23 protein-coding genes, 3 tRNA genes and 1 pseudogene are annotated in these 21915 nt (G+C 63.2%); 26 read left to right on the forward strand and 1 reads right to left on the reverse strand.

What is annotated here, in order from left to right; translation table 11 throughout:
* Window positions 1–191 precede the first annotated feature (191 nt).
* Genes ACF1A5_RS11230 through ACF1A5_RS11240 form a run of 3 tightly spaced genes read left to right on the forward strand, consistent with a single transcriptional unit; the run spans window position 192 to window position 1455 of the window.
* The gene (locus ACF1A5_RS11230) at window positions 192–449 is read left to right on the forward strand and encodes a transposase (RefSeq protein WP_392192574.1); all 258 of its coding nucleotides are present in this window, start codon (window positions 192–194) and stop codon (window positions 447–449) included.
* A complete protein-coding gene (locus tag ACF1A5_RS11235; RefSeq protein ID WP_392192575.1) occupies window positions 446–1282 on the forward strand; it encodes an IS3 family transposase in 837 nt (278 codons plus the stop codon). The genes ACF1A5_RS11230 and ACF1A5_RS11235 overlap by 4 nt, the downstream gene beginning before the upstream one ends.
* Window positions 1283–1302: 20 nt before the next feature.
* The gene (locus ACF1A5_RS11240; RefSeq protein WP_392192576.1) at window positions 1303–1455 is read left to right on the forward strand and encodes a hypothetical protein; all 153 of its coding nucleotides are present in this window, start codon (window positions 1303–1305) and stop codon (window positions 1453–1455) included.
* A gap of 75 nt (window positions 1456–1530) precedes the next feature.
* On the opposite strand, the gene ACF1A5_RS11245 is transcribed toward ACF1A5_RS11240, so the two are convergent.
* Window positions 1531–1893, reverse strand: coding sequence for a helix-turn-helix domain-containing protein (locus ACF1A5_RS11245; protein WP_392192577.1), 363 nt, complete (start codon window positions 1891–1893; stop codon window positions 1531–1533).
* Window positions 1894–2164: 271 nt separating this feature from the next.
* Here ACF1A5_RS11245 and ACF1A5_RS11250 point away from each other — a divergent pair.
* From ACF1A5_RS11250 to ACF1A5_RS11360, 23 genes and pseudogenes are all read left to right on the forward strand, one after another.
* Window positions 2165–2839, forward strand: a pseudogene (locus ACF1A5_RS11250) (inositol monophosphatase family protein); the annotation flags it as partial.
* Window positions 2840–2855: 16 nt separating this feature from the next.
* On the forward strand, window positions 2856–4256 hold the full coding sequence (locus ACF1A5_RS11255) for a recombinase family protein (protein ID WP_392192578.1): 1401 nt from the start codon (window positions 2856–2858) through the stop codon (window positions 4254–4256).
* A complete protein-coding gene (locus ACF1A5_RS11260) occupies window positions 4253–4534 on the forward strand; it encodes a hypothetical protein (protein WP_392192579.1) in 282 nt (93 codons plus the stop codon). Before ACF1A5_RS11255 ends, ACF1A5_RS11260 begins: the two co-directional genes overlap by 4 nt.
* A gap of 402 nt (window positions 4535–4936) precedes the next feature.
* Window positions 4937–5009 (forward strand) — tRNA-Asp (locus tag ACF1A5_RS11265).
* Between the two features lie 150 nt (window positions 5010–5159).
* Window positions 5160–5240: transfer RNA gene (locus ACF1A5_RS11270), tRNA-Leu, on the forward strand.
* Between the two features lie 61 nt (window positions 5241–5301).
* Window positions 5302–5374, forward strand: a tRNA-Pro gene (locus ACF1A5_RS11275).
* A gap of 2 nt (window positions 5375–5376) precedes the next feature.
* Window positions 5377–5613, forward strand: a complete 237-nt coding sequence (locus ACF1A5_RS11280) for a hypothetical protein (protein WP_392192580.1) — start codon at window positions 5377–5379, stop codon at window positions 5611–5613.
* A gap of 26 nt (window positions 5614–5639) precedes the next feature.
* On the forward strand, window positions 5640–6482 hold the full coding sequence (locus ACF1A5_RS11285) for a C1 family peptidase (protein WP_392192581.1): 843 nt from the start codon (window positions 5640–5642) through the stop codon (window positions 6480–6482).
* 1097 nt (window positions 6483–7579) lie between these two features.
* Window positions 7580–7879 (forward strand): hypothetical protein, encoded by a 300-nt coding sequence (locus ACF1A5_RS11290; protein WP_392192582.1) that lies wholly within the window; start codon window positions 7580–7582, stop codon window positions 7877–7879.
* The gene (locus tag ACF1A5_RS11295; protein ID WP_392192583.1) at window positions 7872–9482 is read left to right on the forward strand and encodes a hypothetical protein; all 1611 of its coding nucleotides are present in this window, start codon (window positions 7872–7874) and stop codon (window positions 9480–9482) included. Before ACF1A5_RS11290 ends, ACF1A5_RS11295 begins: the two co-directional genes overlap by 8 nt.
* Window positions 9483–9494: 12 nt before the next feature.
* On the forward strand, window positions 9495–10970 hold the full coding sequence (locus ACF1A5_RS11300) for a phage portal protein (protein ID WP_392192584.1): 1476 nt from the start codon (window positions 9495–9497) through the stop codon (window positions 10968–10970).
* Between the two features lie 418 nt (window positions 10971–11388).
* Window positions 11389–11823 carry a hypothetical protein gene (locus ACF1A5_RS11305; RefSeq protein ID WP_392192585.1) on the forward strand — a complete coding sequence of 145 codons (435 nt, stop codon included), beginning with the start codon at window positions 11389–11391 and terminating at the stop codon, window positions 11821–11823.
* A gap of 65 nt (window positions 11824–11888) precedes the next feature.
* Window positions 11889–12524, forward strand: a complete 636-nt coding sequence (locus ACF1A5_RS11310; protein ID WP_392192586.1) for a hypothetical protein — start codon at window positions 11889–11891, stop codon at window positions 12522–12524.
* Window positions 12525–12599: 75 nt separating this feature from the next.
* Window positions 12600–13475, forward strand: coding sequence for a P22 phage major capsid protein family protein (locus ACF1A5_RS11315; RefSeq protein ID WP_392192587.1), 876 nt, complete (start codon window positions 12600–12602; stop codon window positions 13473–13475).
* Window positions 13476–13908: 433 nt separating this feature from the next.
* Window positions 13909–14325, forward strand: coding sequence for a hypothetical protein (locus tag ACF1A5_RS11320; RefSeq protein WP_392192588.1), 417 nt, complete (start codon window positions 13909–13911; stop codon window positions 14323–14325).
* A 14-nt stretch (window positions 14326–14339) separates the two neighbouring features.
* Entirely contained in the window at window positions 14340–14654 is a 315-nt protein-coding gene (locus tag ACF1A5_RS11325) for a head-tail adaptor protein (RefSeq protein ID WP_392192589.1), read from the forward strand.
* A gap of 20 nt (window positions 14655–14674) precedes the next feature.
* Entirely contained in the window at window positions 14675–15022 is a 348-nt protein-coding gene (locus ACF1A5_RS11330; protein ID WP_392192590.1) for an HK97-gp10 family putative phage morphogenesis protein, read from the forward strand.
* 1 nt (window position 15023) lies between these two features.
* Entirely contained in the window at window positions 15024–15416 is a 393-nt protein-coding gene (locus ACF1A5_RS11335; RefSeq protein WP_392192591.1) for a DUF3168 domain-containing protein, read from the forward strand.
* 4 nt (window positions 15417–15420) lie between these two features.
* Window positions 15421–15840: a phage tail tube protein gene (locus ACF1A5_RS11340; protein WP_392192592.1), complete on the forward strand. Its 420-nt coding sequence runs from the start codon at window positions 15421–15423 to the stop codon at window positions 15838–15840.
* Window positions 15837–16211, forward strand: a complete 375-nt coding sequence (locus tag ACF1A5_RS11345; protein ID WP_392192593.1) for a hypothetical protein — start codon at window positions 15837–15839, stop codon at window positions 16209–16211. Before ACF1A5_RS11340 ends, ACF1A5_RS11345 begins: the two co-directional genes overlap by 4 nt.
* A gap of 104 nt (window positions 16212–16315) precedes the next feature.
* Complete coding sequence (locus ACF1A5_RS11350) at window positions 16316–16543, forward strand: hypothetical protein (RefSeq protein WP_392192594.1); 228 nt, start codon at window positions 16316–16318, stop codon at window positions 16541–16543.
* A gap of 161 nt (window positions 16544–16704) precedes the next feature.
* Entirely contained in the window at window positions 16705–18513 is a 1809-nt protein-coding gene (locus ACF1A5_RS11355; protein ID WP_392192595.1) for a hypothetical protein, read from the forward strand.
* A 14-nt stretch (window positions 18514–18527) separates the two neighbouring features.
* Window positions 18528–21875: a hypothetical protein gene (locus tag ACF1A5_RS11360; RefSeq protein ID WP_392192596.1), complete on the forward strand. Its 3348-nt coding sequence runs from the start codon at window positions 18528–18530 to the stop codon at window positions 21873–21875.
* Window positions 21876–21915: the final 40 nt, after the last annotated feature.

Below are 21915 nucleotides of genomic sequence, written 5' to 3' on the forward strand. Positions count from 1 at the left end.
TGCCGGGCCGGGGTCCGGCTCTCCGATCCGGCACCGACAGGCCGCGTTCGGCCATGGCGGTCACTCCCCGTCCGGATGCCCCCGGCCGACCGGGGGCGTCCGGAACCGCCGACTTCCCCCGCGGTGCGCCTGCCGCACCGCCGCCGGCCCCGGAGCCCTACGACATCGCCCGACCCGGAAGGTCCGAGAGCGTGACCAGCCCGCACCCCGCAACATCCCGCACCCGTGTTCTTCAACTCCTCGCCGAAGGGCACTCGGCGGGAGAAGTCGCACGCAAGCTGGGAATCCCGCCCAGCACCGTCTACCGCTGGCGGCGCTCCCTCGGCGCCCCGGCCGTCCCGTCCCCGGCCCGGAGCCGCATCCAGGAACTCGAGGCCGAACTCCTCCTGTGCCGCCGGACGATCGACGCACTGAACGACGTGATGCCCCCAAAAGGCGCTACGAAGTGATCACGCGCGTGGTGGAGCAGGGATTCCCCGCGCGCAGGGTCGCTGCCCTTCTGAACGTCTCCGAGTCCGGCTACTACGCGTGGCGTGAGCGCCCCGCGTCGGACAGGGACATACGGCACGCGTGGCTGACCCGGCTGATCACCGACCTCCACCGGCAGTCGGGCTCCACCTGGGGCTACCGGCGCATCCGCCAGGAACTCGACCGCCGTTTCGGGATCAGGGTCAGCCACGGGACGGTCGAGCGGCTCATGCGGCGAGCGGGGCTCCGCGGGATGCCGGGACGTCTCCCGGCGGCCTTCGGCCCCGAGCAGTGCGTCGCGCCCGGCACCCGGTGGATCCTGGACACGTTCGTCTGCCGTACGCGGGAGGGCGACCTCTGCCTGGCGGTCGTCCTGGACAGCGTCGGACGGCGCCTGCTGAGCTGGAGCAGCGCCGCCGCCCCGGACCCCGGCCTCCTCGCGCGGACCCTTCAGGCGGCCTTGGCCCGGCACGGGGGCGCGCCCGCCCCGGCGACCCCGGGCTTCAGCTGTGTGTTCACCGAGCGGGCGCTGGGGTCCGGCTGCGCGCCGCCCGACGCGGCCACGGGCGACTGGTACGACCACGCGGTGGTCGAGACCTTCTGGGAGCACGTGCACCGCGCACTCGCGGCGCTGTGGGCCTCCGCCGGCCTCCCCCCGCTGCGCCCGGAACTGTCGAGGGTCCTGAACCGCCTGGCCCAGCAGGGTATCGCGGTGCGTGGACCGAACCTCCCTCTCCAGAAGGCGGACACATGGACCTCACACCACCCCTGCCCCGATCCGGTGGCACCCGGTCGTGCGCGCCCCGGGGCCTGACCGCCCCACAGGCACACCGCATGCTGCTGTACTACGCCCTCGAAGCGGCGGGCGTTCCGCTGGAGGTCGGCGACGTCGAGGCCGTGTTCGCGGTGGCCGAGCTGGACTACGGCACCGTCCAGGCCGTCATCACCTGGATCGCCACGGCGGAGACCCCCGGATTCGTCCGGTGACGAACCGGCCGTGCGCCCCGCGGGACGACGGCCGCCGCGCGGCCGGCCCGGGAAGGACCTCCTCCCGGGAGAGGGTCAGCCCGGGTCGGCCTCGTGTCCGCCCGCCTCGAGCAGCGACTCCACCAGGACCGCCACGTGCCGCCGGTCCTTCGGGCTCAGCCTCTGCACGCTCGCGATGAGGATCTCCACCTCGGGATCGGTGATCTCGGGCGAGTCCTCGAAGTAGAGGTTGACTCCCGCCGCCTCCGCGGCGGCCCGCTGCACCGGAGCCACCGGTATGCCCAGCCCCTTGGCAAGGCCCTCCAGCGTGGTCTTCTGCGGCACCTGGGCCAGCCGTCTCGACGTGGCCAAGTGGTGCACCGTCGAACGTGAGATGCCGCCCCGGCGCGCCACGTCGTTGTAGGACCAGCCGTTCTGGTCCAGCCGGCGCTTGATCATTTGCTGCAGTGTGTTGAGCACCACCGCTTCTTCCTGTCGGGGGAGAGGCAGCCTGTCAATGAGTCTAACGGCCCGATCCTCAGGCCGTTCCGCATGTTTCTTCTTTCGCCTGCATCCGCCACCCTGCCCCGGGCCGAATTCGGAGCCCCCGGAGGCGGGGTCGGGGGCTACGCGGTGGACGCCGACCGCCGACGAACGGAGTTCATCCCGATTCCACCCGGAGTGCACCGCGACGGTGGGGGCTGTCAGCGGTTCGTGCTCTCATGGAGGCATGATCGAAGAGACGGAAACCATCGAAGAGTTTCTCGCACGTCACTCGGCCGACGTGGAGGAGGCGGTCCGCAAGGCGGCCGCGGCCGAGATCCTGCCCCGCTTCCGCCGCCTCGCCGAGCACGAGGTGGAGCGGAAGTCCGGCCCGCACGACCTGGTCACGGACGCCGACCGGCTGGCCGAGCTCTACCTCACGGGCGTGCTCGGCGCCCTGCTGCCCGGCTCCGTCGTGGTCGGCGAGGAGGCGGTGCACGCCGACCCGGACACCTACGAGGCGCTTCAGGGCGACCGTCCGGTCTGGATCGTCGACCCCGTCGACGGCACCCGGCAGTTCGTGCACGGCGACCCCGGCTTCTGCACCCTGGTCGCCCTCGCCCGGCGCGGAGTCGTGCTCGCGTCCTGGACGTACGCCCCGGTCCCCGACCAACTCGCCACGGCCGTAAGGGGGCAGGGCGCCTTCCTGGACGGGGAGCGGCTGAGCGCGGGCGCACCGGAACCGGGCCGCGACCTGCGCGTGGCCACCTCACACCCGGACTTCACGACGGACGCGCAGAAGCGGGCCCTGCTCGGGCTTTGGACGGACGGTGTCGCGGCGCGTCCCTGCGGCTCGGCCGGACTGGAGTATCTCGCCGTGGCGCGCGGCGAGTTGGACGCCACCGCATTCTCGTGCGAAAGCGTCTAGCCTTGAGTACATGACCACCGTAGCTATCTACATCCGACTCAGCCGAGAAAGCGCAGAGTCCGCCAGCATCGAAACCCAGCGCGCTGCCGCCCTCACGTGGCTGAAGGCAAACAGCATGGTCGACGCCGACATAACCGAATACGTCGACTCGGGCGTGTCCGGCGCGAAGCCGCTGGAAGACAGACCCGCCATGCGGGAAATCATACGGGCGCGCCCTAGCGTCATCATCGCCTGGAAGCTGGACCGGTACGCGCGGAACGTGTCTGAGTTCCTGCGCCTGGTCGCCTGGGGCGAATCCCACAAGGTGAGGCTGGCCACCACGGACAACATGGTGAACACGGCAAACCCGCACGGTCGCATGGTCGCAACCATGCTCGCTGTCCTGGCTGAGTGGGAACGGGACATGATCCGTGGTCGCATCCTGGAAGGCCACGCAACCAGGCGAACCCAGGGCCGGTGGGTCAGCGGACGCGCTCCGTTCGGGTACCAAATCGTCCGGCGCGATGGCGCTGCCTACCTCGCTGTGGACGAAGACCAGGCGGAACTAATCCGAACGGCTGTGCGAAAGCTGATCGAGGAACAAGGCACCGTTACCGGCACTGCGCGCATAGTCGGGCTGGGCGAACGGCAGTGGCGACGGTTGCTGAAGGCCCCCACCCTGCGAGGACAGCGCGAACACAAGGGAAAGCTTGTCTGCGGGCCGGACGGCGTGACCCCCGTGGTGTTCGCTGAGCCCATCATCACGGCTGCCCAGCGCAAAGCCATCCTGACCCGCCTAGACGCGCTGGCCACTGGCAAGGAACGCGCACCCAGGCAAGCGGCGCCCCTGGTCGCCGGACTGGGCGGTTGCTGGAAGTGTGGCCAGCGTCTCAACGGTGGTAAGCAGCGCACCGGAGTACCCCGCTATCGCTGCAAGACGGGCTGTGTGTCCATGACCGCTGATCTGCTCGACCAGCGAGTTACGGACGACTTCCACACCCGCTGGGCCAACATGGCGGAATACTCCGTACGGCTCGAAGGTGGCAACGACATGAGTGAGGCCATGGCCGAAGCCCAGGAAGCTGCCGAACGGATCGCAGCGCAGATGTCCCAGGCCGGACCGCTCATGATGGCCAAGCTAGCTGAGAAAGCCGAAGAGCTGGAAGCCGCGTACGCCTCGCTGCGGGCCGCGCATGACCCAGACGTACGGGAAGTGCTGGTACCCACTGGCAGGACGCTGGGGGACGCCTGGGCAGCCGCTGAGGGCAATACCCAGGCACGCACCGCCCTACTCGCGGATCTGGGCCTACACGTCACCCTGTACCCCAAGGAGCGGGCCGAACGGCTGAAGATCGAGTGGGCCATAGGCGGAGACGACATCGACCTTGCTGAGTACCTGGGCGACCTAGACGCAGAGGAGTCGCGCGCATGAGCGAGGTCCAGCACCGGTGCCCCAGGTGCGGCGAGGCGAAGCCGGTCAGCGAGTATCCGGCAGGCGGGAAGAACCGGTTCGATCGCTGCTCAGCGTGCAAGGCAGGCGAGATGCGGGCATACAAGGCTGGCTTTCGCAAGGACCGGTGTGCTGTCTGCGCTGACAAGGTCGAGGGCCACGGCATCTGCCCGCGCTGTCTCGAAGCCATCCGCGTGTTGGGCGACTCGCCGGAAGCGTTGAAGCGAGCAGCGAAGGCGCTGGCCTACTTGCGCGAGTAATCTGGATCACACTCCCAGGTCGCAGGGCGGTCACGGACGAGGGTTCCGGGCCGCCCTTTGGCGTGCCTACAGCGGGCTGGAGTGACGAACCCCAATCCTCGCTCGTCTCTCACACACCCTCTGACCTGCACAAAGTGATGAAGTGACGATTAGACCCCTACTTCTGTAATCACTAAGGGTTTCTATAGGGATTCCAGATCAGACCACCTAACCGTCACTTCGTCACTCGACCCAGTCCCATACCACATCAGGGTCACGGCCTGGTAACCGACTCGCTAGTTATATGGCATAGGGCGGATGATCCCGCGCACTCAGGTACTCCGATAGGCGGACTGTGGGCCTGCCCTATTGCCCTGAGTGCTCCCTGGTCTCTCTCCTCCCAGGTCGAGCCTCAGGGTCCTCGCTCCGTTAGCTCAGTGGTCAGAGCGCCCGCCTGTCGAGCGGGTGGCCACGGGTTCGAATCCCGTACGGAGCGCGCGTGGGTTCCCCGGCTGTCCTGACACGGGAACATCTGGCCTGCCTTTAGCCTGACGAAGTGGCCCGTACGGGTACACAGAAACGGCCCTGTGCCGTTGCGCGGAGTCTCCCCAGGCAGGGAATAACTGGAGACCTAGGGACAGCATTACCGCTGATGGTGAAACGGTAGACACGCCAGGCTTAGAACCTGGTGCCGGATGGCATGGGGGTTCGAATCCCTCTCAGCGGACGGAGCGCAGGACGTAAGCGGGGCACGCACTCCCCAGCCGGTGATCCCGGTTCCTGCGCAGGTGGGTGTGGTCCAGTGGTTAGGGCGCTGCGTTTGGGGCGCAGATGACGGAGGTTCGATTCCTCCCACCCGCACAATGAGTGGTTACACAATCGCCTGGCTCGCATGGCTGGGCACCTTCGCTGTTATCGAGGGCCGTGCGCTCTTCAATAAGCAGCCGGGCGACACGTTGAGTGAGCATGTTTGGCGCTGGTTTGCTACGCAGGCCGGTAGCACTGGGAAGCCGTCGGGCTGGGTCCGTGCGCGCCGTTTCACGCTGCTCGCGTTCATGGCCTGGCTGTCTGTCCACTTCCTGACTGGTGGCCGTTTCTGAGGCCCACCACGTACCAATTTCGGTAGGTGCTCGCCTTGCATACTCGGCGCTTCGTCAATCCCGCTGATGCCCGCCTGGGCCGACACGTCCGGCATGATCCGGCCTCGCTGTCCTACGGGCATCCGGTCCTACCGAAGTCGGCAATCCAGAGCGTGAGTTGGCAGCGCCGTATCCCGATTCTCGACCAGGGGCAGCTAGGGAGCTGCACAGGTAATGCCCTGACTGGTGTCCTGGGTACCGACAGTGCGGGCCGTACGGCGTCGACCAGCGTGAGTGTCAAGGCTGACTCGCGCGGTGTGTTTCGTGCTGGCACTTATGTGCTGGACGAAGCCTTTGCGGTGAAGGCATACAGCCTCAATACGCTGCTCGACAGCTTCAAGGGCAACTATCCGCCCACTGACACCGGTTCGAGCGGCCTAGCGGCTGCCAAGACGGGTAAGGCGCTGGGTCTGCTGACTGGCTACACTCACGCTTTCTCTGTGGACGCGCTGCGCTCCGCGCTTCAGTCCGGTTCGGTGCTGTGGGGCACGGTGTGGCTTCGCAGCATGTTCGAGACAGACGCGGATGGCTTTGTCAAGGTCGACCGCACGTCGGGCGAGGCTGGCGGGCATGAGCTAGTGATCAGCGGTTACGACGTGGCTGAGGACGTGTACGAGGTACAGAATTCCTGGGGCACGTCTTGGGGCGTCGACGGTTACGCCTATGTGCATGGCGCTGATATGGCGTGGCTACTGTCCCAGGATGGCGATATCACGGTGCCTACTTACGCGCCTGCGCCGGTAGATCCTGCGCCGGTCTCGCCTGTTGTCAATGCTGATCAGGCTCTTTTCGCTGCTTTTTCGTCCTGGGCTAAGGCCAAGGGTCTCTAATGTGGGATCGTCGCGCACGCGTTTTGGCCGTTAAGGACGGCGACACGCTACGCATTGTGATTGACCAGGGTTTTGGTGACACTAAGACCCTGGATCTTCGCCTATTTCGCACGTTCGCACCCGAGCATGACCAGCCTGGTGGGCCGGAAACGGCTGCCTTCGCAGCAAATTGGCTGTCTGAGCACGCAAATTCTGCGTCTGAGTGGCCGTTTTTGGTGTGGTTTCGGCGCACGAAGGCTGACACGCACGAGATAACTACGCTGGGTCGCTACGTTGGCACGTTGTACACGATTGAAGGCGACTCGCTCAATGACGCTGTGAGCGCCTACGTGACCGCTCAGGGCTACGGCCATGGGATTGGCGACCATGCCCGCGTATAGCGTCTGCTCAACGGCTGGCTGTCCTGTCCTGGTGTACCCCGCTGGGCGCTGTCCTGAGTGCAAGGCTAAGGCTTCAGCTACTCGGCGCAGTGCCTCGCGCAAGGGCTATGACAGGGCATGGCAGCGTACACGTAAGGCGTACCTACAGGCTCACCCCTGGTGCGAGTGTGCTGAGTGTGCGACCATGCCTATGCCTCTGAGGCCCACTGCCACTGAGGTTGACCACATCGACGGGCTAGGGCCGCTGGGTCCTCGCGGTCATGACTGGTCGAACCTTCGGAGCATGACGAAGGCGCATCACTCGCGTGAGACTGCTAGGCATCAGCCTGGTGGTTGGAACGATCGAGGATGACTCACACTGAGTGAACGTCCATCATGTCCGTTTCTACCCATAGGGGTGGGGGTGTACCCCTTAGGGGGGTGGGGACGTTGAACGCGGGGGAGGGCTCTGTCCCTCGCGCCCGGTTCAAACACCCGAATGAGACCCCCGTCACATCACGCATTGCTACTGCCCCCATGGGCAGACCACATACCAATTTTGGGAGGTGATCACCCATGCCCAGTGGTGGCGCTCGCGCACGTTCCGGCCCAGCACCGACCAGCACTGACCGTAGCCACAAGGCAAAGGCCAGCGCTGAAGGCTGGGTGACCCTACCCGCTGAAGGTCGAGACGGACCCCTTCCGGCATTCCCTCTGGACATGCCTACTCCGCGTGAGATGACCCTATGGGAGCGCCTGTGGGAGACCCCGCAGGCCACCATGTGGGAGCAACTGCACCAGGATTTCGAGGTTGCCTCTTACGTCCGGCTGCTAGTCCGTGCTGAATCTCCGCGCAGTAGCGCAATCGTCTGGGGTCAGGTCAAGCAATTTGCCGAGTCGCTAGGTCTCAGCGTGTCGGGCATGGCCCGTAACCGCTGGACTATCGGCACGACCGAGGACGAAGACATGCCCAGCGCGGGTAACGCTTCGCCGGTCGCCTCGCTGACTGCCAGGCTAAAGGCTGTGGCAGATGGCTGAGGGTAAGTGCCTGATTGTCACGCTGGCATGGATAGAGTCACACGCTGTGATCCCGGACGGGTTCCGGCAGGGTGAACCCTTCCAGCTACTCGCGTGGCAGTTGAAGGTAGCTTCGAACCTGTACACCGTTAAGGCGACTGCCGAGGTGGGCCAGAAGTCGTCTGCGTTTGTCTACCGGCGCGCTCAGGTCATCATGCCCCAGAAGAGCGGCAAGGGCCCGTTTGCGGCTGCCGTGGTGCTGGCTGAGGCTGCCGGACCGACTGTGTTCGCTGGCTTCGCTGAGGGTGGCGAGAGGTACCGGTGTAAGGATTGGGGCTGCCCCTGTGGCTGGTCTTACGACTATGCCCCAGGCGAGCCTATGGCTGTGCCTCAGCCGACCCCGCTGATTCAGCTACTGGCTACCTCCGAAGACCAGGTTGCGAACGTCTATCGGCCGCTGACAGCCATGATCAAACATGGCTCGCTGTCCTCCCTGATGAACGTGCGCGAGGGTTTCGTGCGCGTGGGGGATGAGGGCCGCATTGACGTGGTTACGTCGAGTGCGCAGAGCCGACTAGGCAACCCGATCACGTTCGCTATTCAGGACGAGACAGGCACGTACACCGCGACCAACAAGATGATCAAGGTTGCTGAGACTATGCGGCGTGGTCTCGCCGGTATGTCCGGGCGATCGATGGAGACGACGAACGCTTACGATCCGTCGGAATTCTCGACCGCGCAGCGCACCCATGAGGGCAAAGCCGAAGACGTTTACCGGTACTTCCCGCAGGCGCCTGCCACGCTGTCCTATCGCAACAAGGCTGAGCGGCGCCGGATTCACAAGGCTGTCTATGTGGACTGCCCGCACATCGACCTAGACGCGATCGAGGCTGAGGCTGCGGAGCTACTTGAGTCCGATCCTGGGCAGGCTGAGCGGTTCTTCGGTAACCGGATCATGGCCGGTCACGGATCGTGGCTAGAGCACGCTGCCTGGGTGTCGCGCAAGGTCGAGCGGGACAAGCCAGCGCCGAGCAAGTACAAGCTGATGAAGGTTCCGATCGTGCTGGGCTTCGATGGCTCAGACTCCGATGACTGGACCGGCATTCGCGCTGAGACGCTGGAAGGCTTCCAGTTCACCCCCACATACGGGCCTAGCGACCGGCCTACGGTCTGGGACCCCGCTGAGTGGGGCGGGCAGGTTCCGCGCCTTGAGGTCGACGCTGCGGTTAGTCAGCTATTCGCCACTTATGACGTGAAGCTGATGTATTGCGACCCGCCCTATTGGGAAACGGAAGTCGACCAGTGGGCGGAGCGGTACGGAGAGCGGCGCGTAGTGCGCTGGCATACCCGTCGCCCTGTGCAGATGCACGCTGCGGCTGAGCGTCTGAAGACGGATTGCATTAAGAAAGACTCCACTTTCACCCACGATGGGTGCGAGATAACCGAGCGTCACATTTTCAATGCGCGTATGGCTGCTCGACCTAGCGACCGTTATGTGCTCGCTAAGCCTGAGCACAGGCGAAAGATTGACCTTGCTGTGGTGAGTGTGCTCACCCATGAAGCTGCCTGCGACGCTATTGCCGCTGGTCTGTTGAAGAGAAAGCCGCTGTATATGTCGGCATGAAAGGTTGTGAGGGTGGCTACGTATGGTGAGGCGCTGGCGCTTGTCCAGCTACTTGAAAACGAGCTATTGCGCAGGCGCCCTCATATCCAGCGTCACGCCGACTACTACCGGGGTCGGCAGCGTCTAGCGTTTGCGTCCGATCAGTTCCGCAAGTTCCATGGTGAGCGGTATCACGATTTCGCTGACAACTGGACTCAGGTAGTGGCTGATTCGCCGGTCGAGCGGCTGACCGTGAATGGCGTACAACCATCCGGCATGACGGAGGCTGACAAGGAATCGTGGCGCGTCTGGCAGATGAACGCCCTTGACGCCGACTCGCAGCTAGGCTTTCTCGGCGCGGTAAACAGCGCTCGCAGCTTCGTCTTGGTCTGGGGCAACCCGGATGATCCGGAAACCCCAGAAGTCACCTTCGAGGACGCTGCACAGTGCATCATCGCGTACGAGCCTGGGTCACGACGTAAGCGCCGTGCTGCGCTGAAGCGCTGGGATGACGGGTTCAGCTCGTACGCCACCCTGTATCTGCCAGACGAGGTCTGGAAGTTTGAGCGCCCCATCATCTATATGCCTCAGCGGACTCCGCAGATGCAGTCCGTTGAGGACGAGATGAAGCGCGAGTGGACGCCGCGCGAGCTAGCTGAGCCGAACCCCCAGCCGAACCCCATGGGCGTGGTGCCTATGGTCGAGCTGCCTAACCGCCCCTCGCTGTCTGATGAGCCGATCAGCGATATCGCCGGTGTGGTGGCCATGCAGGACGCTGTAAACCTGCTGTGGGCTCAGCTCTTCACTGCGGCCGATTACGCGTCTTTCCCTCAGCGGATCGTCCTGGGCGCCGAGGTGCCTGAGATTCCGATTCTGGATGACAAGGGTCAGATCGTCGGTTCCCGCCCGGTTGACCTAGAGCGTTTCGCGGTTGACCGCGTGATGTTCTTCACTGGCGATGATGTCAAGGTCACCGAGTGGACTGCCGCCAACCTCGAAGCGTATACGAGCGTGATCGAAGTTGCGGTGGGCCATATCGCTGCCCAGACCCGCACGCCTCAGCACTACCTGATTGGCAAGATGGCCAACCTTTCCGGCGACGCGCTGATCGCTGCTGAGACTGGCCTGGTCAAGCGGGTCGAGGAAAAGCAGATTTGGTTTGGTCAGGCGCTGCGGGAAATGTTCCGGCTTATCGCGCTGGCCCAGGGCGACGAAGGTAAGGCGAAGGCTATTGCCAGCGGTCAGGTGCTGTGGGCCGACTCTCAGTCGCGCTCTATCGCTCAGCTCACTGACTCGCTGCTGAAGCTGAAGCAGATTGGGTTCCCGTTTGAGTTCCTGGCCCAGCGCTTCGGCCTGACGCCTACTGAGGTGGCGGACCTGATGGACATGCGGGACAAGGAAATGCAGGCGGACCCCATGGGGGCCCTTACTCAGATGATGGCCCATAACCCAACGCAGGGGGACGCGAATGTGGAGTCTGCGAGCGAGGGCGCACCAGAAGCAGCGTGAAGCTCTGGCAGACGCTACCGCTCGCGCTGTCCTCGCTGAGTGGTCGAAGGTTGACCCTGATTCTGTTGCGCAGGATTGGGGCCGACTGCTACCGCGTGTTACCGCAATGGTGCAGGCGGGGCAGATCAAGTCAGCGGATATGACCAATGACTACATGCGCGAGCTACTGGGTTCCCTTGACGCCGAGGTGGACCCACACCAATTCGGTAGGCAAACGCCCGACGGGCGGAATCTTGTTAGCCTACTCGCTCGCGCTATTCCTACCGCGCTGTGGCGCCGTGACCAGGGTGAAAGCAAGCGATCCGCAATGGCTCGCGCTGGTGCTTTCCTAGACATGGTCGCCCGGACGGTTGTTGCTGACACAGGCAGGCAGGCGGACCAGGCCGCAATGGTCGGGAATCGCAAGGTGACAAGCTACGTGCGCGTGGTCGAGATGCCCGCGTGCTCGCGCTGCATCATCCTGGCTGGACGTGAATACAGCGTTTCTACCGGCTTCCTGCGGCATCCCCGCTGTGACTGCACGATGGAACCGGTTACGAAGCGCAGGCGCGGTTACGTGCTAGACGCGCAAGACATGTTTGAGCAGATGAATCCGGCGCAGCGTCGCAAGGTATTTGGCGAGGCTGGACAGCGGGCGATCGAGGATGGCGCCAACATCTATTCCGTGGTGAATGCGCGCAAGGCCATGCATCAGGTTGAGATGTTCGGGCGTCAGGTGCAGGTGACGTACACCGGTACGGGCAGCAAGAGACAGAAGCGCCCCCCTCGGCTGATGCCGGAAGAGATTTACAAGCAAGCGGAGTCACGTGAGCACGCTATCCGGCTGCTCTATAAAAACGGATATCTCCGCTAGGCCACCTACCAATTTTGGTACGTGCGCGCAAGGCGCACACCCATTGACCCCGCAACGGAGTTGACATGCCTGAAAACGAGCAGACCCCCGAGACCCAGGGAACCCCAGCCGAGAGCGCTCCGGCTGAGACCCCGAAGGTTGGCGAGTCCGACCCCGCTGGTGCTGAGGCGCTGGGGGATGCCGGTAAAAAGGCACTCGACTCTATGAAGGCGAAGTGGCGAGAGGAGAGGGACCAGCGGCGCGCGCTAGAGGCGCGTATCGCTGAGCTGGAGACCCCCAAGGCTTCCGGCGACACTGACCAGCCCGACCCGGACGCGATCCGGCGAGAGGCTACGCGTGAGGCGCTGACTAAGGCGAACACGCGAATTCTTCGATCGGAGATCAAGGCTGCGGCGGCTGGCAAGTTTGCCGACCCCGCTGATGCGCTCGCGTTCCTCGATACCTCGAAGTTTGAGGTTGGCGAGGACGGCGAGGTGGACGCAGGCGAGATTTCGGATGCGATCGAAGAGCTACTGACCAGGAAGCCGCATCTTGCCGCAAAGGCTGCACCGCGCTTCCAGGGTTCGGGTGACGGAGGTGCGGCGCGCAAGGCGTCCGGTCCTGCCCAGCTATCCCGCGCTGATCTGAAGGGGATGACCCCCGCGCAGATCGTCAAGGCGCAGGCTGAGGGACGTCTAAATAACGTGCTCGGCATCAAGTAACCCCATTCCGCGTGATAGGGCCCGGTATACCGCTGGGCCCTTTGTTGTGCGCGCCTACACATAGGGAGTAACGGCGTGGCCGTTGACACTTTCATTCCTGAGATTTGGTCTGCCAACCTGCTAGTTGCTCTTCGTGAGTCGCTAGTGTTCGGCCAGGGCGGAGTCATTAACCGTGACTACGAAGGCGAAGTTTCCAGCTTCGGTGACACCGTTCACATTGGTTCGCTGGGCCGCCCGACCATCTCGACCTACACGAAGAACAGCACTGCGATTGACCCGCAGACGCTGACCACGACTGACCAGACCCTACTCATCGACCAGTCGAAGTATTTCGCTTTCGAGGTGGACGACGTTGACGCGCGTCAGGCGCGTGACGGTGGTCAGCTTCTGACTAAGGCTGCGGGCGAGTCGGCGTTTGCGCTGGCTGAGACTTCCGACACCTTCATTTCCGGCATCATGGTTGCCAACGCTGGCAACGTCCTGACCGCTGGTGCTGCCACTACGCCGGATGACGCATACAAGATCGTCCTAGCCCTAAAGCTGAAGCTGGACAAGGCGAAGGCGCCTACCGCTGACCGGTTCTGCGTTGTCTCGCCTGAGTTCTACGCGCTCATCCTTCAGGATCAGCGATTCATCGATGCTGCCCGCTATGGCGACTCGACCCCCATTAAGAATGGTGAGGTTGGCCGCATCCTGGGCTTCAACGTCATGGTTTCCCTGACGCTGCCGCAGGGCACCGCTGGCACTGCCCCGGCCGTCTCCAACTACGTGGTTGCGGGTCACTCGATGGCCACCACGTACGCCGAGCAGATCAACAAGGTTGAGGCGTACCGTCCTCAGTCGTCCTTCAGTGACGCGATCAAGGGTCTGCACCTGTACGGCGCGAAGGTTGTTCGCCCTGAGGCGCTGGCTGTCATGGACGTTGACGTGACCACGGGTCTGCCTTCCTGACCTGCGTGAGTGAGTGGGGGTCACCTACCAATTTCGGTATGTGACCCCCACCCTTGCCCCAAGCTTCGCACCTAGATTTGAGGAGTTTTACCCATGGCCCTAGTGCCTGTTGAGATTGTGAACGGCGCCGGTCAGACTGTCCGGCTTTCGCTTGACGAGGATGGCGAGCAGCTAGCGTACTTCCGGAAGCTAGTGCGGTCCGAAGATCTAGAGTCCGTCAAGGTTCTGACCCCCGCTGGTGCGCGTAAGCCTGCCGCGAAGTAAGAGAGGGTGACCCATGACGCTAGCTCCATTGGCGACTGTCGATGACCTGACAGCGCGTGGTGTCACTGTGGATTCGACAGAGGTTGGTCCGGTCGGCGTATACCTTGACGTGGCTTCCACGCTCGTGCGCGAGGCCGCTGGGTCGCCTATCAGCGAGACGACTGGGACCGTGACGCTGGAAGGGCAGGGTACGACTTCGCGCCTGCACCTGCCTGGGAAGCCTGTCACGGCCGTCTCAGCCGTTTCTATCGATGGGGTGGCATGTACGGACTGGACGCTTGTATCAGGCGCTCTAGCGCGCCCTCACGGCTTTGCCGAGGGTACTGCGGTCGAGGTCACGTACACGCACGGCCTGCCCGCTGTGCCCGCTGACATTGTCGACCTGGTGTGCAGGCTTGCCGGTCAGGCGCTAGTCGCGCTGCGTGCTGGTGAACCGATGGGCCGCGCGGTCACGTCGGAGCGTATTGGCGATTACTCCGTCACCTACGCAGACAGCGAGACAGGGGGCATGTCCCTCTCTGACTTCCAGCGCAACCGCCTGGCTGCCCGCTTCGGGGGTTCGATCAGCTTCGGGCGGTCGAAGTGAGCCGACTAGCCCGCATGTTGAACGTGTCCGCCGATGTGTACCGGGATCAGCGCACACCCGATGGCATGGGCGGGTACACGCGCGCCTGGGTCGACCATGGCCCCGTGCGCTGCCGCTTCAGTCAGCCGACTGCCGTTGAGCGCACGATAGGTGCCCAGCATGGCGACAGTCTTACGCACGTGGTCTACCTGCTGCCGAATGCTGATGTGCAGCGAGGCGACGAATTGCGGCGCGGTTCTGACGTGTTCCTGGTGCTGGCCACCTATCAGCCCAGTGTCGCCGGTACGTATCTCCGCGCTGACACGCTGCACAGACAGGCGGGCACGTAATGGCATCTGGTCTTCGAGGAATGCGCACCGCGCTGGCCCGTATCGGCTTGCTGCCCCAGCGCATGAATGATGCGCGGAATGCTGCCCTAGCACAGTGGGCCGCTGATCTGGAAAAGACAGCTAAGGAACTTGCGCCGAAGCGTACGGGCGCCCTCGCTCGCAGCATCGAAGCCAAGGTGAACACCCACTCTGGGAAGGCCTGGGTGCAGATTGGCCCAGGCAAGGTGCGCGAGTACGCGTATTACGTCGAGAAAGGGACGAGCAAGATGCAAGATCAGCCGTTCCTTGGCCCGGCTGCCCAGATTCACGCGCGTTCCGGCGAGCGTGCCATGCGGCGCGAAGTGCCTCGCTTCCTAGGCAGGTGGTGAGATGGCTACCGCTATGGCGCCGCTTCAGTCGGCTGTCTACTCGAAGCTAAATGCGGCGCCCTCGCTCGCTGGTCGCGTGTATGACCAGGTGCCGGAACCCGCCCCGTTCCCGTTTATCACGATCGGTTCCATTACCGAATTTCCGGACGACTCGCACGATGCGCAGGGGCTCAATGCCCTAGTGACGATTCACGTGTGGTCGCAGGCGCCGGGCGCGAGCGAGCTATACGACCTGTTTGCCGCTGTCGACGCTGCCCTTGACCGCGTGCCCCTGACTGTTACTGGGTTCCGTGACGTGTTCATCAAGCACACCCAGCACCAAACACTAGATGACCCAGACCCGCGTACGCGCCACCTAAACGCGCAGTACCGGGTCCACATGACAAAGGAGTAACCGCGTGTCCGGTATCGACGCTTTCGGTATTGCGCTACAGCGTGGCGACGGCGCTGCCACTGAGGTATTCACCGCTATCGGCGCTGTGACCAGCGTCAAGGGCCCGGAGATCGAGCGCGAGACGTACGACGTTACTGCGCATGATTCTGCGAATGGCTGGCGTGAGTTCATTGGCGGCCTGAAGGACGCTGGTGAGGTGACCATCAGTATCAACTATGACCCGTCCGTGCATGACGTGCTAGTGGCTGACTTCGAGGACACTGCCCCGCGCAATTACAAGATGGTCTTTCCACAGGCTCTGGGCGAGTGGGCCCTAAAGCTGATCCTGACCGGCTTCAGTCAGGAAGCGCCGGTGGACGACAAGCTGTCCGCTGAGCTGAAGTTCAAGGTGTCCGGTAAGCCTGCCATTACCCCTGGGGTGTGATCCTGTTGTTTCTTTCTGCTGATGACATTCTCAACGCTGATGACCTTCAGCGAGAGGCGGTCGAGGTCCCTGAGTGGGGCGGCAGTGTTCTAGTCCAGGGCATGTCCGGCACCGAGCGTGACCGCTTCGAGGCGTCGATGCTCAATAAGAACATGAACGGTGTGGACAAGGACAAGGCTATGGAGCGTTACCGCGCGCGCCTAGCTGCGGCTTGTCTGGTCGACCAGGACGGTAAGCGCCTATTCCGCAGCGAGGCGGAGACTAGGCGGCTGGGCGAGAAGAGCGCGCAGGCGCTTACCCGCGTGGTCGAGGTTGCTTCGCGTCTGTCCGGCCTCAGTGACGATGACGTTGAGGAACTGACGGGAAACTAGTCAACCGCCCTGAGCGTCAGTTTTACTTCCGCCTCGCTGGCTTCCTGGGGATGCCGGTGCGGGATTTGCTCGCTCGTACGTCGTCCCGGGAACTAACCGAATGGATGGCGTACGAGCGGGTTACCGGCCCGCTCGATATCCGGCTTCGCAATGAAATTGCGTCCAGCATCGTTGCTGCCACTGTGCACAACAGCGCAGGCTCGAAGAAACGGGCGAAACCTTCGGACTTCCTGCCAACCTGGTTCAAGCGCAGGAAGACAGCGCAGGAAATATGGCAGGAAGTGCTGAAGGCAAACACGGCCTTGGGCGGGGTCATTCATAAGCCCGAATAGGGCACCTACCAATTTTGGTACGTGATACAGAGAGAGGGGGGTGCCCTGTGGCCACGCTGGCTTCGCTAACGGTACAGCTTGGCATTGACACCGATCGAGTTACGGCAGGTGCGCGCCGGGCCGCTACCGCTATCCGGGCTATCGGCGCCACCACATCCGGCATGACGCAGGATGCTGAGGGTAACTGGCGCCGTCTTGACGGTCGGGTCCTATCCTCAGCGCACGCCATGATGACCAATGGTCAGCGGATGCGGGATGCGCTGGGCGGAATCGGTCAGGTCATGCGCAGCCTGGGCAGCACCGCAGCAACGCAGATGAGCAACGGCATTAAGGGACTAGGCCGGGTCGGGGTGTCCACCCTGGGCGGGTTGTCCAAGGCTTTCGGCGTGCTGAGCCTGGGGGCCGTTGGCGCCGCTGGCGCTATCGCTGCTGTGCCCCTCGCGGTTGTGGGCCTAGGCGCGAAGTTTGCCGCTGAGAACAAGGGTGTGCAGGCTGCCTTTAAGGACCTGGGCGACCATGTGAAGTCACAGATGGCCTCGCTTACTCAGCCGATGGTTCAGCCCATTAAGGACGCTGCGGGTCAGCTAAAGAAAATCTTTGATGACCTAGCACCCAGCCTGGGGAAGCTGTTCAAGGCTGCCGGTCCGATGATTCAGCCGCTGGTCGAGGGCATTGGCGGGCTGGTAAACGGCCTGGTCAAGGGCATGGTCCCTATCATGGAAAAGGCGCAGCCGGTTGTAGAGTCGCTAGGTGCACTTTTCACCACGGTTGGCGACGCGCTGGCCGGGTTCCTTAACGGGATTTCCAGCGGTATCGGCGCTGCGTCTGGCGTGTTCGATGGCCTGGGTACCGTAATCGGTACGGTCCTGCCTGTCCTGGGCGACCTGATGGGGCAGATGCTGAAGGTTGCCGGTCCGATCCTGTCTAAGCTGCTTACGGCCCTGGGTCCGATCATCGTGCAGCTAGGTACGGCGCTGATGCCGGTCATTACCGCGCTGGGTCCGGTGCTGTCTGTCCTGGTCGACGCATTCCTTGCGTTGGTCAAGGCGGTCATGCCACTAATTCCGCCCATCATTCAGCTAGTCGTCGCCCTACTGCCTGCGCTAATGCCGATCATTCAGGCGCTGGTGCCGCTCTTCGGCGCGATCGGGGAAGTGATTCAGGCGCTGGTGCCTATCCTCAACTTCCTGATTCCGATCATCGCGCAGCTTGCGGCGATTTTTGCCAAGGGTCTGGCGCTGATTATCACGTCTGTGGTAGTGCCAGCGGTCCGGGCTATCGCTGCGCTGCTACGTGGTGACTTCAGCAAGGCTGGGGAGTTTGCTAAGCAGGCGCTAGTTGGCGCTGTCCGCATCATCGGGAAGATTTTCACGGAGCTGCCGGGCAAGATTTGGAATGCGCTAGCGCCTCTTGGCTCGAAGCTGTGGGATCTCGCGTCTTCAGCGGGCTCGAAGCTGGTTTCTGCGCTGAAGGCCAAGGGCACGGACGCTATCAACTGGGTTAAGTCGCTTCCTGGTAAGGCCAAGTCGGCGCTGGGTTCCCTGGGTGGCATCCTGCTGAGCGCCGGTAAGTCACTGATATCGGGCTTCATTAACGGTATTAAGTCGATGTTCGGGTCTGTCAAGTCTGCGCTGGGGGGTCTGACCAACAAGCTGACTAGCTGGAAGGGTCCGGCGCCGCTAGATAAGCGCATCCTTACCCCGGCTGGTCGTATGGTCATCAGTGGCTTTCAGCGTGGTATCGAGGCCCAGACTCCGCTACTGCGTAAGCAGCTACAGGGTCTGACTTCGGACCTTCCTGGTATGGCTATGAACCTTACGCCGAGGGGCGTGCTGTCCGCGTCCATGCGTAAGGAACAGGCTTTCACCTTCGATGTGACCGGCACGGACGAGGATATGAAGCGCCTGATACGTCGACTCGTGAAGAGCGACGGTCGAGGGAATGTACAGACTGCCTTTGGCACACGATAAGAGAGGGGTCGGCGGTGGCAACCTTTCCGCTGGATATCCGCACTGAGCTACAGCTAGGCGGTTCCTGGACGGACGTTAGTTCTGATGTCTATGTCAGGGACGCTAAGCAAATCACGCGCGGCCTGCGGGATCAGGGTTCAGCCGCTGACCCGTCTTCGCTGTATTTCACGCTGAACAACAAGGGGGGCAAGTATTCGCGCCGGAATGCGATGAGCCCCCTTTACGGTCTGCTGATGCAGAACACGCCTGTGCGGCTGAGCGTGCCGACCACGGGGGACAGCTACCTACAGCTTGACGGTACGTCCGGCTCGCAGGTGTCTACGGCTGCCGCTGGCGCTAGGTGGACCGGTGGGGACCTAGACGTGCGTGTCGAGATGGCTGGCAATTGGTACGGCCCTGCCAATCAGTGGCTGATAGGCCAGTGGGCGGATGGTCAGCAAAGCTGGTCTATCGCCCTGTACCGGGGGAACATCTGGTTTCGGCGCACCCTCGATGGTGACGAAGTGGGAACCGGCCGTTACTACGTTGCACCGCTTCCGAAGCTGCCCGAACGTGCTGCGCTTCGCACTGTGTTCGACGCCGACGATGGGGCCGGTAACCACTCAGTGACTTTCTACTGGGCCGCCTCGCTCGACTCGACCGACTGGGCTGCGTTTTCCCGCGTGATCAAGGTTGCGGGTCCGGCAACTAGCTTCACTGGCAGTGCGCCGGTACAGATAGGGATCACTCATTACCGGTCGGCTGCCATCCCCAGCGAGCAGCGCATACCGCCGGATGGCCGGATCTACCGCGCTGAGATCCGGAACGCCATAGGTGGCGCTCTAAGCGCCTCGCCTGACTTCCGGGCCGCCCCGGACCGTGGCACGTCTGTAACGGACGCACAGGGGAATCTGTGGTCCCTGGGCGGGCACGCGGAGATACGTGCGCGTGAGGATCGTTTCGTGGGCGAAATCAGCACGTGGCCTCTGCGGTGGACCACGGATGACGCCGACGTGTACACCAGTATCCAGGCCAACGGCATTATGCGCCGACTGGGGCAGGGTGCTAAGGCGCTTGACTCTGCGCTGCGTCGCCGGATTCCCGCTGGAAAGCCGGTCGCCTACTGGCCTCTGGAAGAGTCGACGGATGCAACTCGCGCTTACTCGCCTATCAGCGGCGTGTTTCCTGCCTCGATGACTGGCGTTGACTGGGCTTCGTGGGACACGCTGCCATCCTCGCAGCCGCTGCCGAAGCTACAGGCATCTGCCGCTTTCGTGGGCAACGTGCCTGCGTTCACGCCTGGCGCGTGGCAGGTCGAGTTTGTCTACAACGCGGACAACAAGACGCCGACCGACACAACAAAGGTCATCAGTTTCACGTCTGCGGATGGCTACATTCGGCGCTGGGATATCACCCTGCAACTGGGCCTAGCCATTATCCGTGGCTATGACGCTGGGCATGTGCGGCAGGTAGACCAGGGCGTAGCCATTGGCGCCGACGTGTTCAACGGCTGGACGCGCCTTCGGTTCTGGGCACAGGATGACGCCGACGGGTCCGGCTTCAGTTGGCGTATCAACTGGCAGGACGTTGGCGGAGATGCAGGCGGATACACCGGCACGGTTGCTACTGGCACGTGCGGCAGCGTGAGCAGCGTTGTGGGGGACTGGGGCGCTGGCACCGAGGGTTGGGGTATCGGGCACATCTTCGTCCTGTCTAACGCGAATAACGCGCTACTTGACGGGTCGGATAACGCCTACTCGGGCGAGTATTCCTGGTCTCGTATGCGGCGCCTCGCTGGCGAAGAGGGGGTGTCGGTAAGCCGTACGGCTGGCGCGCTGTCGCCTGCCTTTGTTGGATTCCAGCGCAGCAATACGCTACTCGACCTGTTCGAAGCTGCGGCGGGCGCTGATGGTGGACTGCTCACTGAGGACATGCACCGTATCGGCCTGCACTACCGGGACCGGTCGAGCATGTACACCCAGACCCCAGCGCTTCAACTGTCCTACACGGCGCCTGGGTTGGGCCCGGATATCGAACCTGTCGACGATGACGTGAACGTGGTCAACGACGTGACGGTTACCCGCGACGGGGGAAGTTCCGGCCGTGCTGTCCTCGAAGATGGCCCGCTATCGGTGCAGGCCCCTCCGAACGGTATCGGCCGCTATGACGCGTCCTACACGCTGTCTCTAGCCAACGATGACCAGGCGGAACCCATTGCCTACTGGAGACTGCACCACGGCACCTGGGATGCGGCGCGGTATCCGACCGTCACCGTGATGCTTCACAAGCCTGGTGCTGAGTCGCTGATCCCGGCCGTCCTGGGGATGCGCGAGGGTGACAAGATCCGGCTTACGGATCTGCCTGGTTGGGTGTCCCACGAGGACGTAGACCTGATCGTGTTGGGCTGGAATGAGACGCTTGATCTCTACCGCTGGGAAGTCACGTTCAACTGCGTGCCCGCTGGCCCCTGGGATACTGCTGTGGTCGAGCATGACACGTATTCGAAGGTGGACAGTGACGGGTCCGAATTGCAGGCCAGCGTTACGGCCACGGATACCAGCCTGATGGTCACTACTACTGCGGGCCAGCCATGGACGGATGACCCAGCGGACATGCCGTTTAGTGTCGCTATCGCTGGCGAGGAAATGCAGGTCACTGCCGTTGGCGACACCATCTCTGACGGCTTCGGCCGCACTACATCGAGTGGGTGGGGCACTGCGGACTCTGGTCAGGTGTGGACCCGTTCGGGCGGTAGCGCTTCCGATTTCTCGACCAATGGCAGCGCGGGTCTTATCGCGTGTACGAGTATCAACACATCTCGGTACTGTGTCATGCCGTCCCCGTTCGCTGATCTGACGCTTCAGACGAACGTGAGCACCAGCGTTGCGGCGACTGGCGGTTCGCATTACGCGGGTCTCGTGGCGCGCTATTCGGACACGGGCAATCTGTACAACGCGCGGGTTGGGTTCAAGACCAGTGGCGTGGTCGAGTTGACGCTACAGAAGCGTGTCGCCGGTGCGCAGACTGACCTACAGGTGGTGACTACGCCCTACTCTTACGCGCCTGGGCAGATGTTCACCCTTGTGTTTGACGTGCAGGGGTCGACCTTGCGCGCTCGCGTGTGGCCAGCGGGGCAGGCGGACCCGGGCGCGTGGCAGGCGTCCGTCACGGATACGTCTTTGACTGCCGCTGGGTCTGTAGGCACGCGCACGCTGCTTTCGTCCAGCAACACAAACGTACTGCCGGTCACGCTCACGTATGACGAATTCTCGATGCTCAATTCTCAGCGCTTCACTGTGGTGCGCGCGGTGAATGGCGTGAGCAAGTCGCAGAGTGCTGGCGCTGGCGTGTCTCTCGCTCATCCTGCGCTGATCTCGCTTTAGTTCGAGGGGGTCACCTACCAATTTTGGTACGTGGCCCCCT

Source organism: Streptomyces sp. NPDC014864 (assembly GCF_043081525.1).
In the GTDB taxonomy this organism is placed as follows: Bacteria; Actinomycetota; Actinomycetes; order Streptomycetales; family Streptomycetaceae; genus Streptomyces.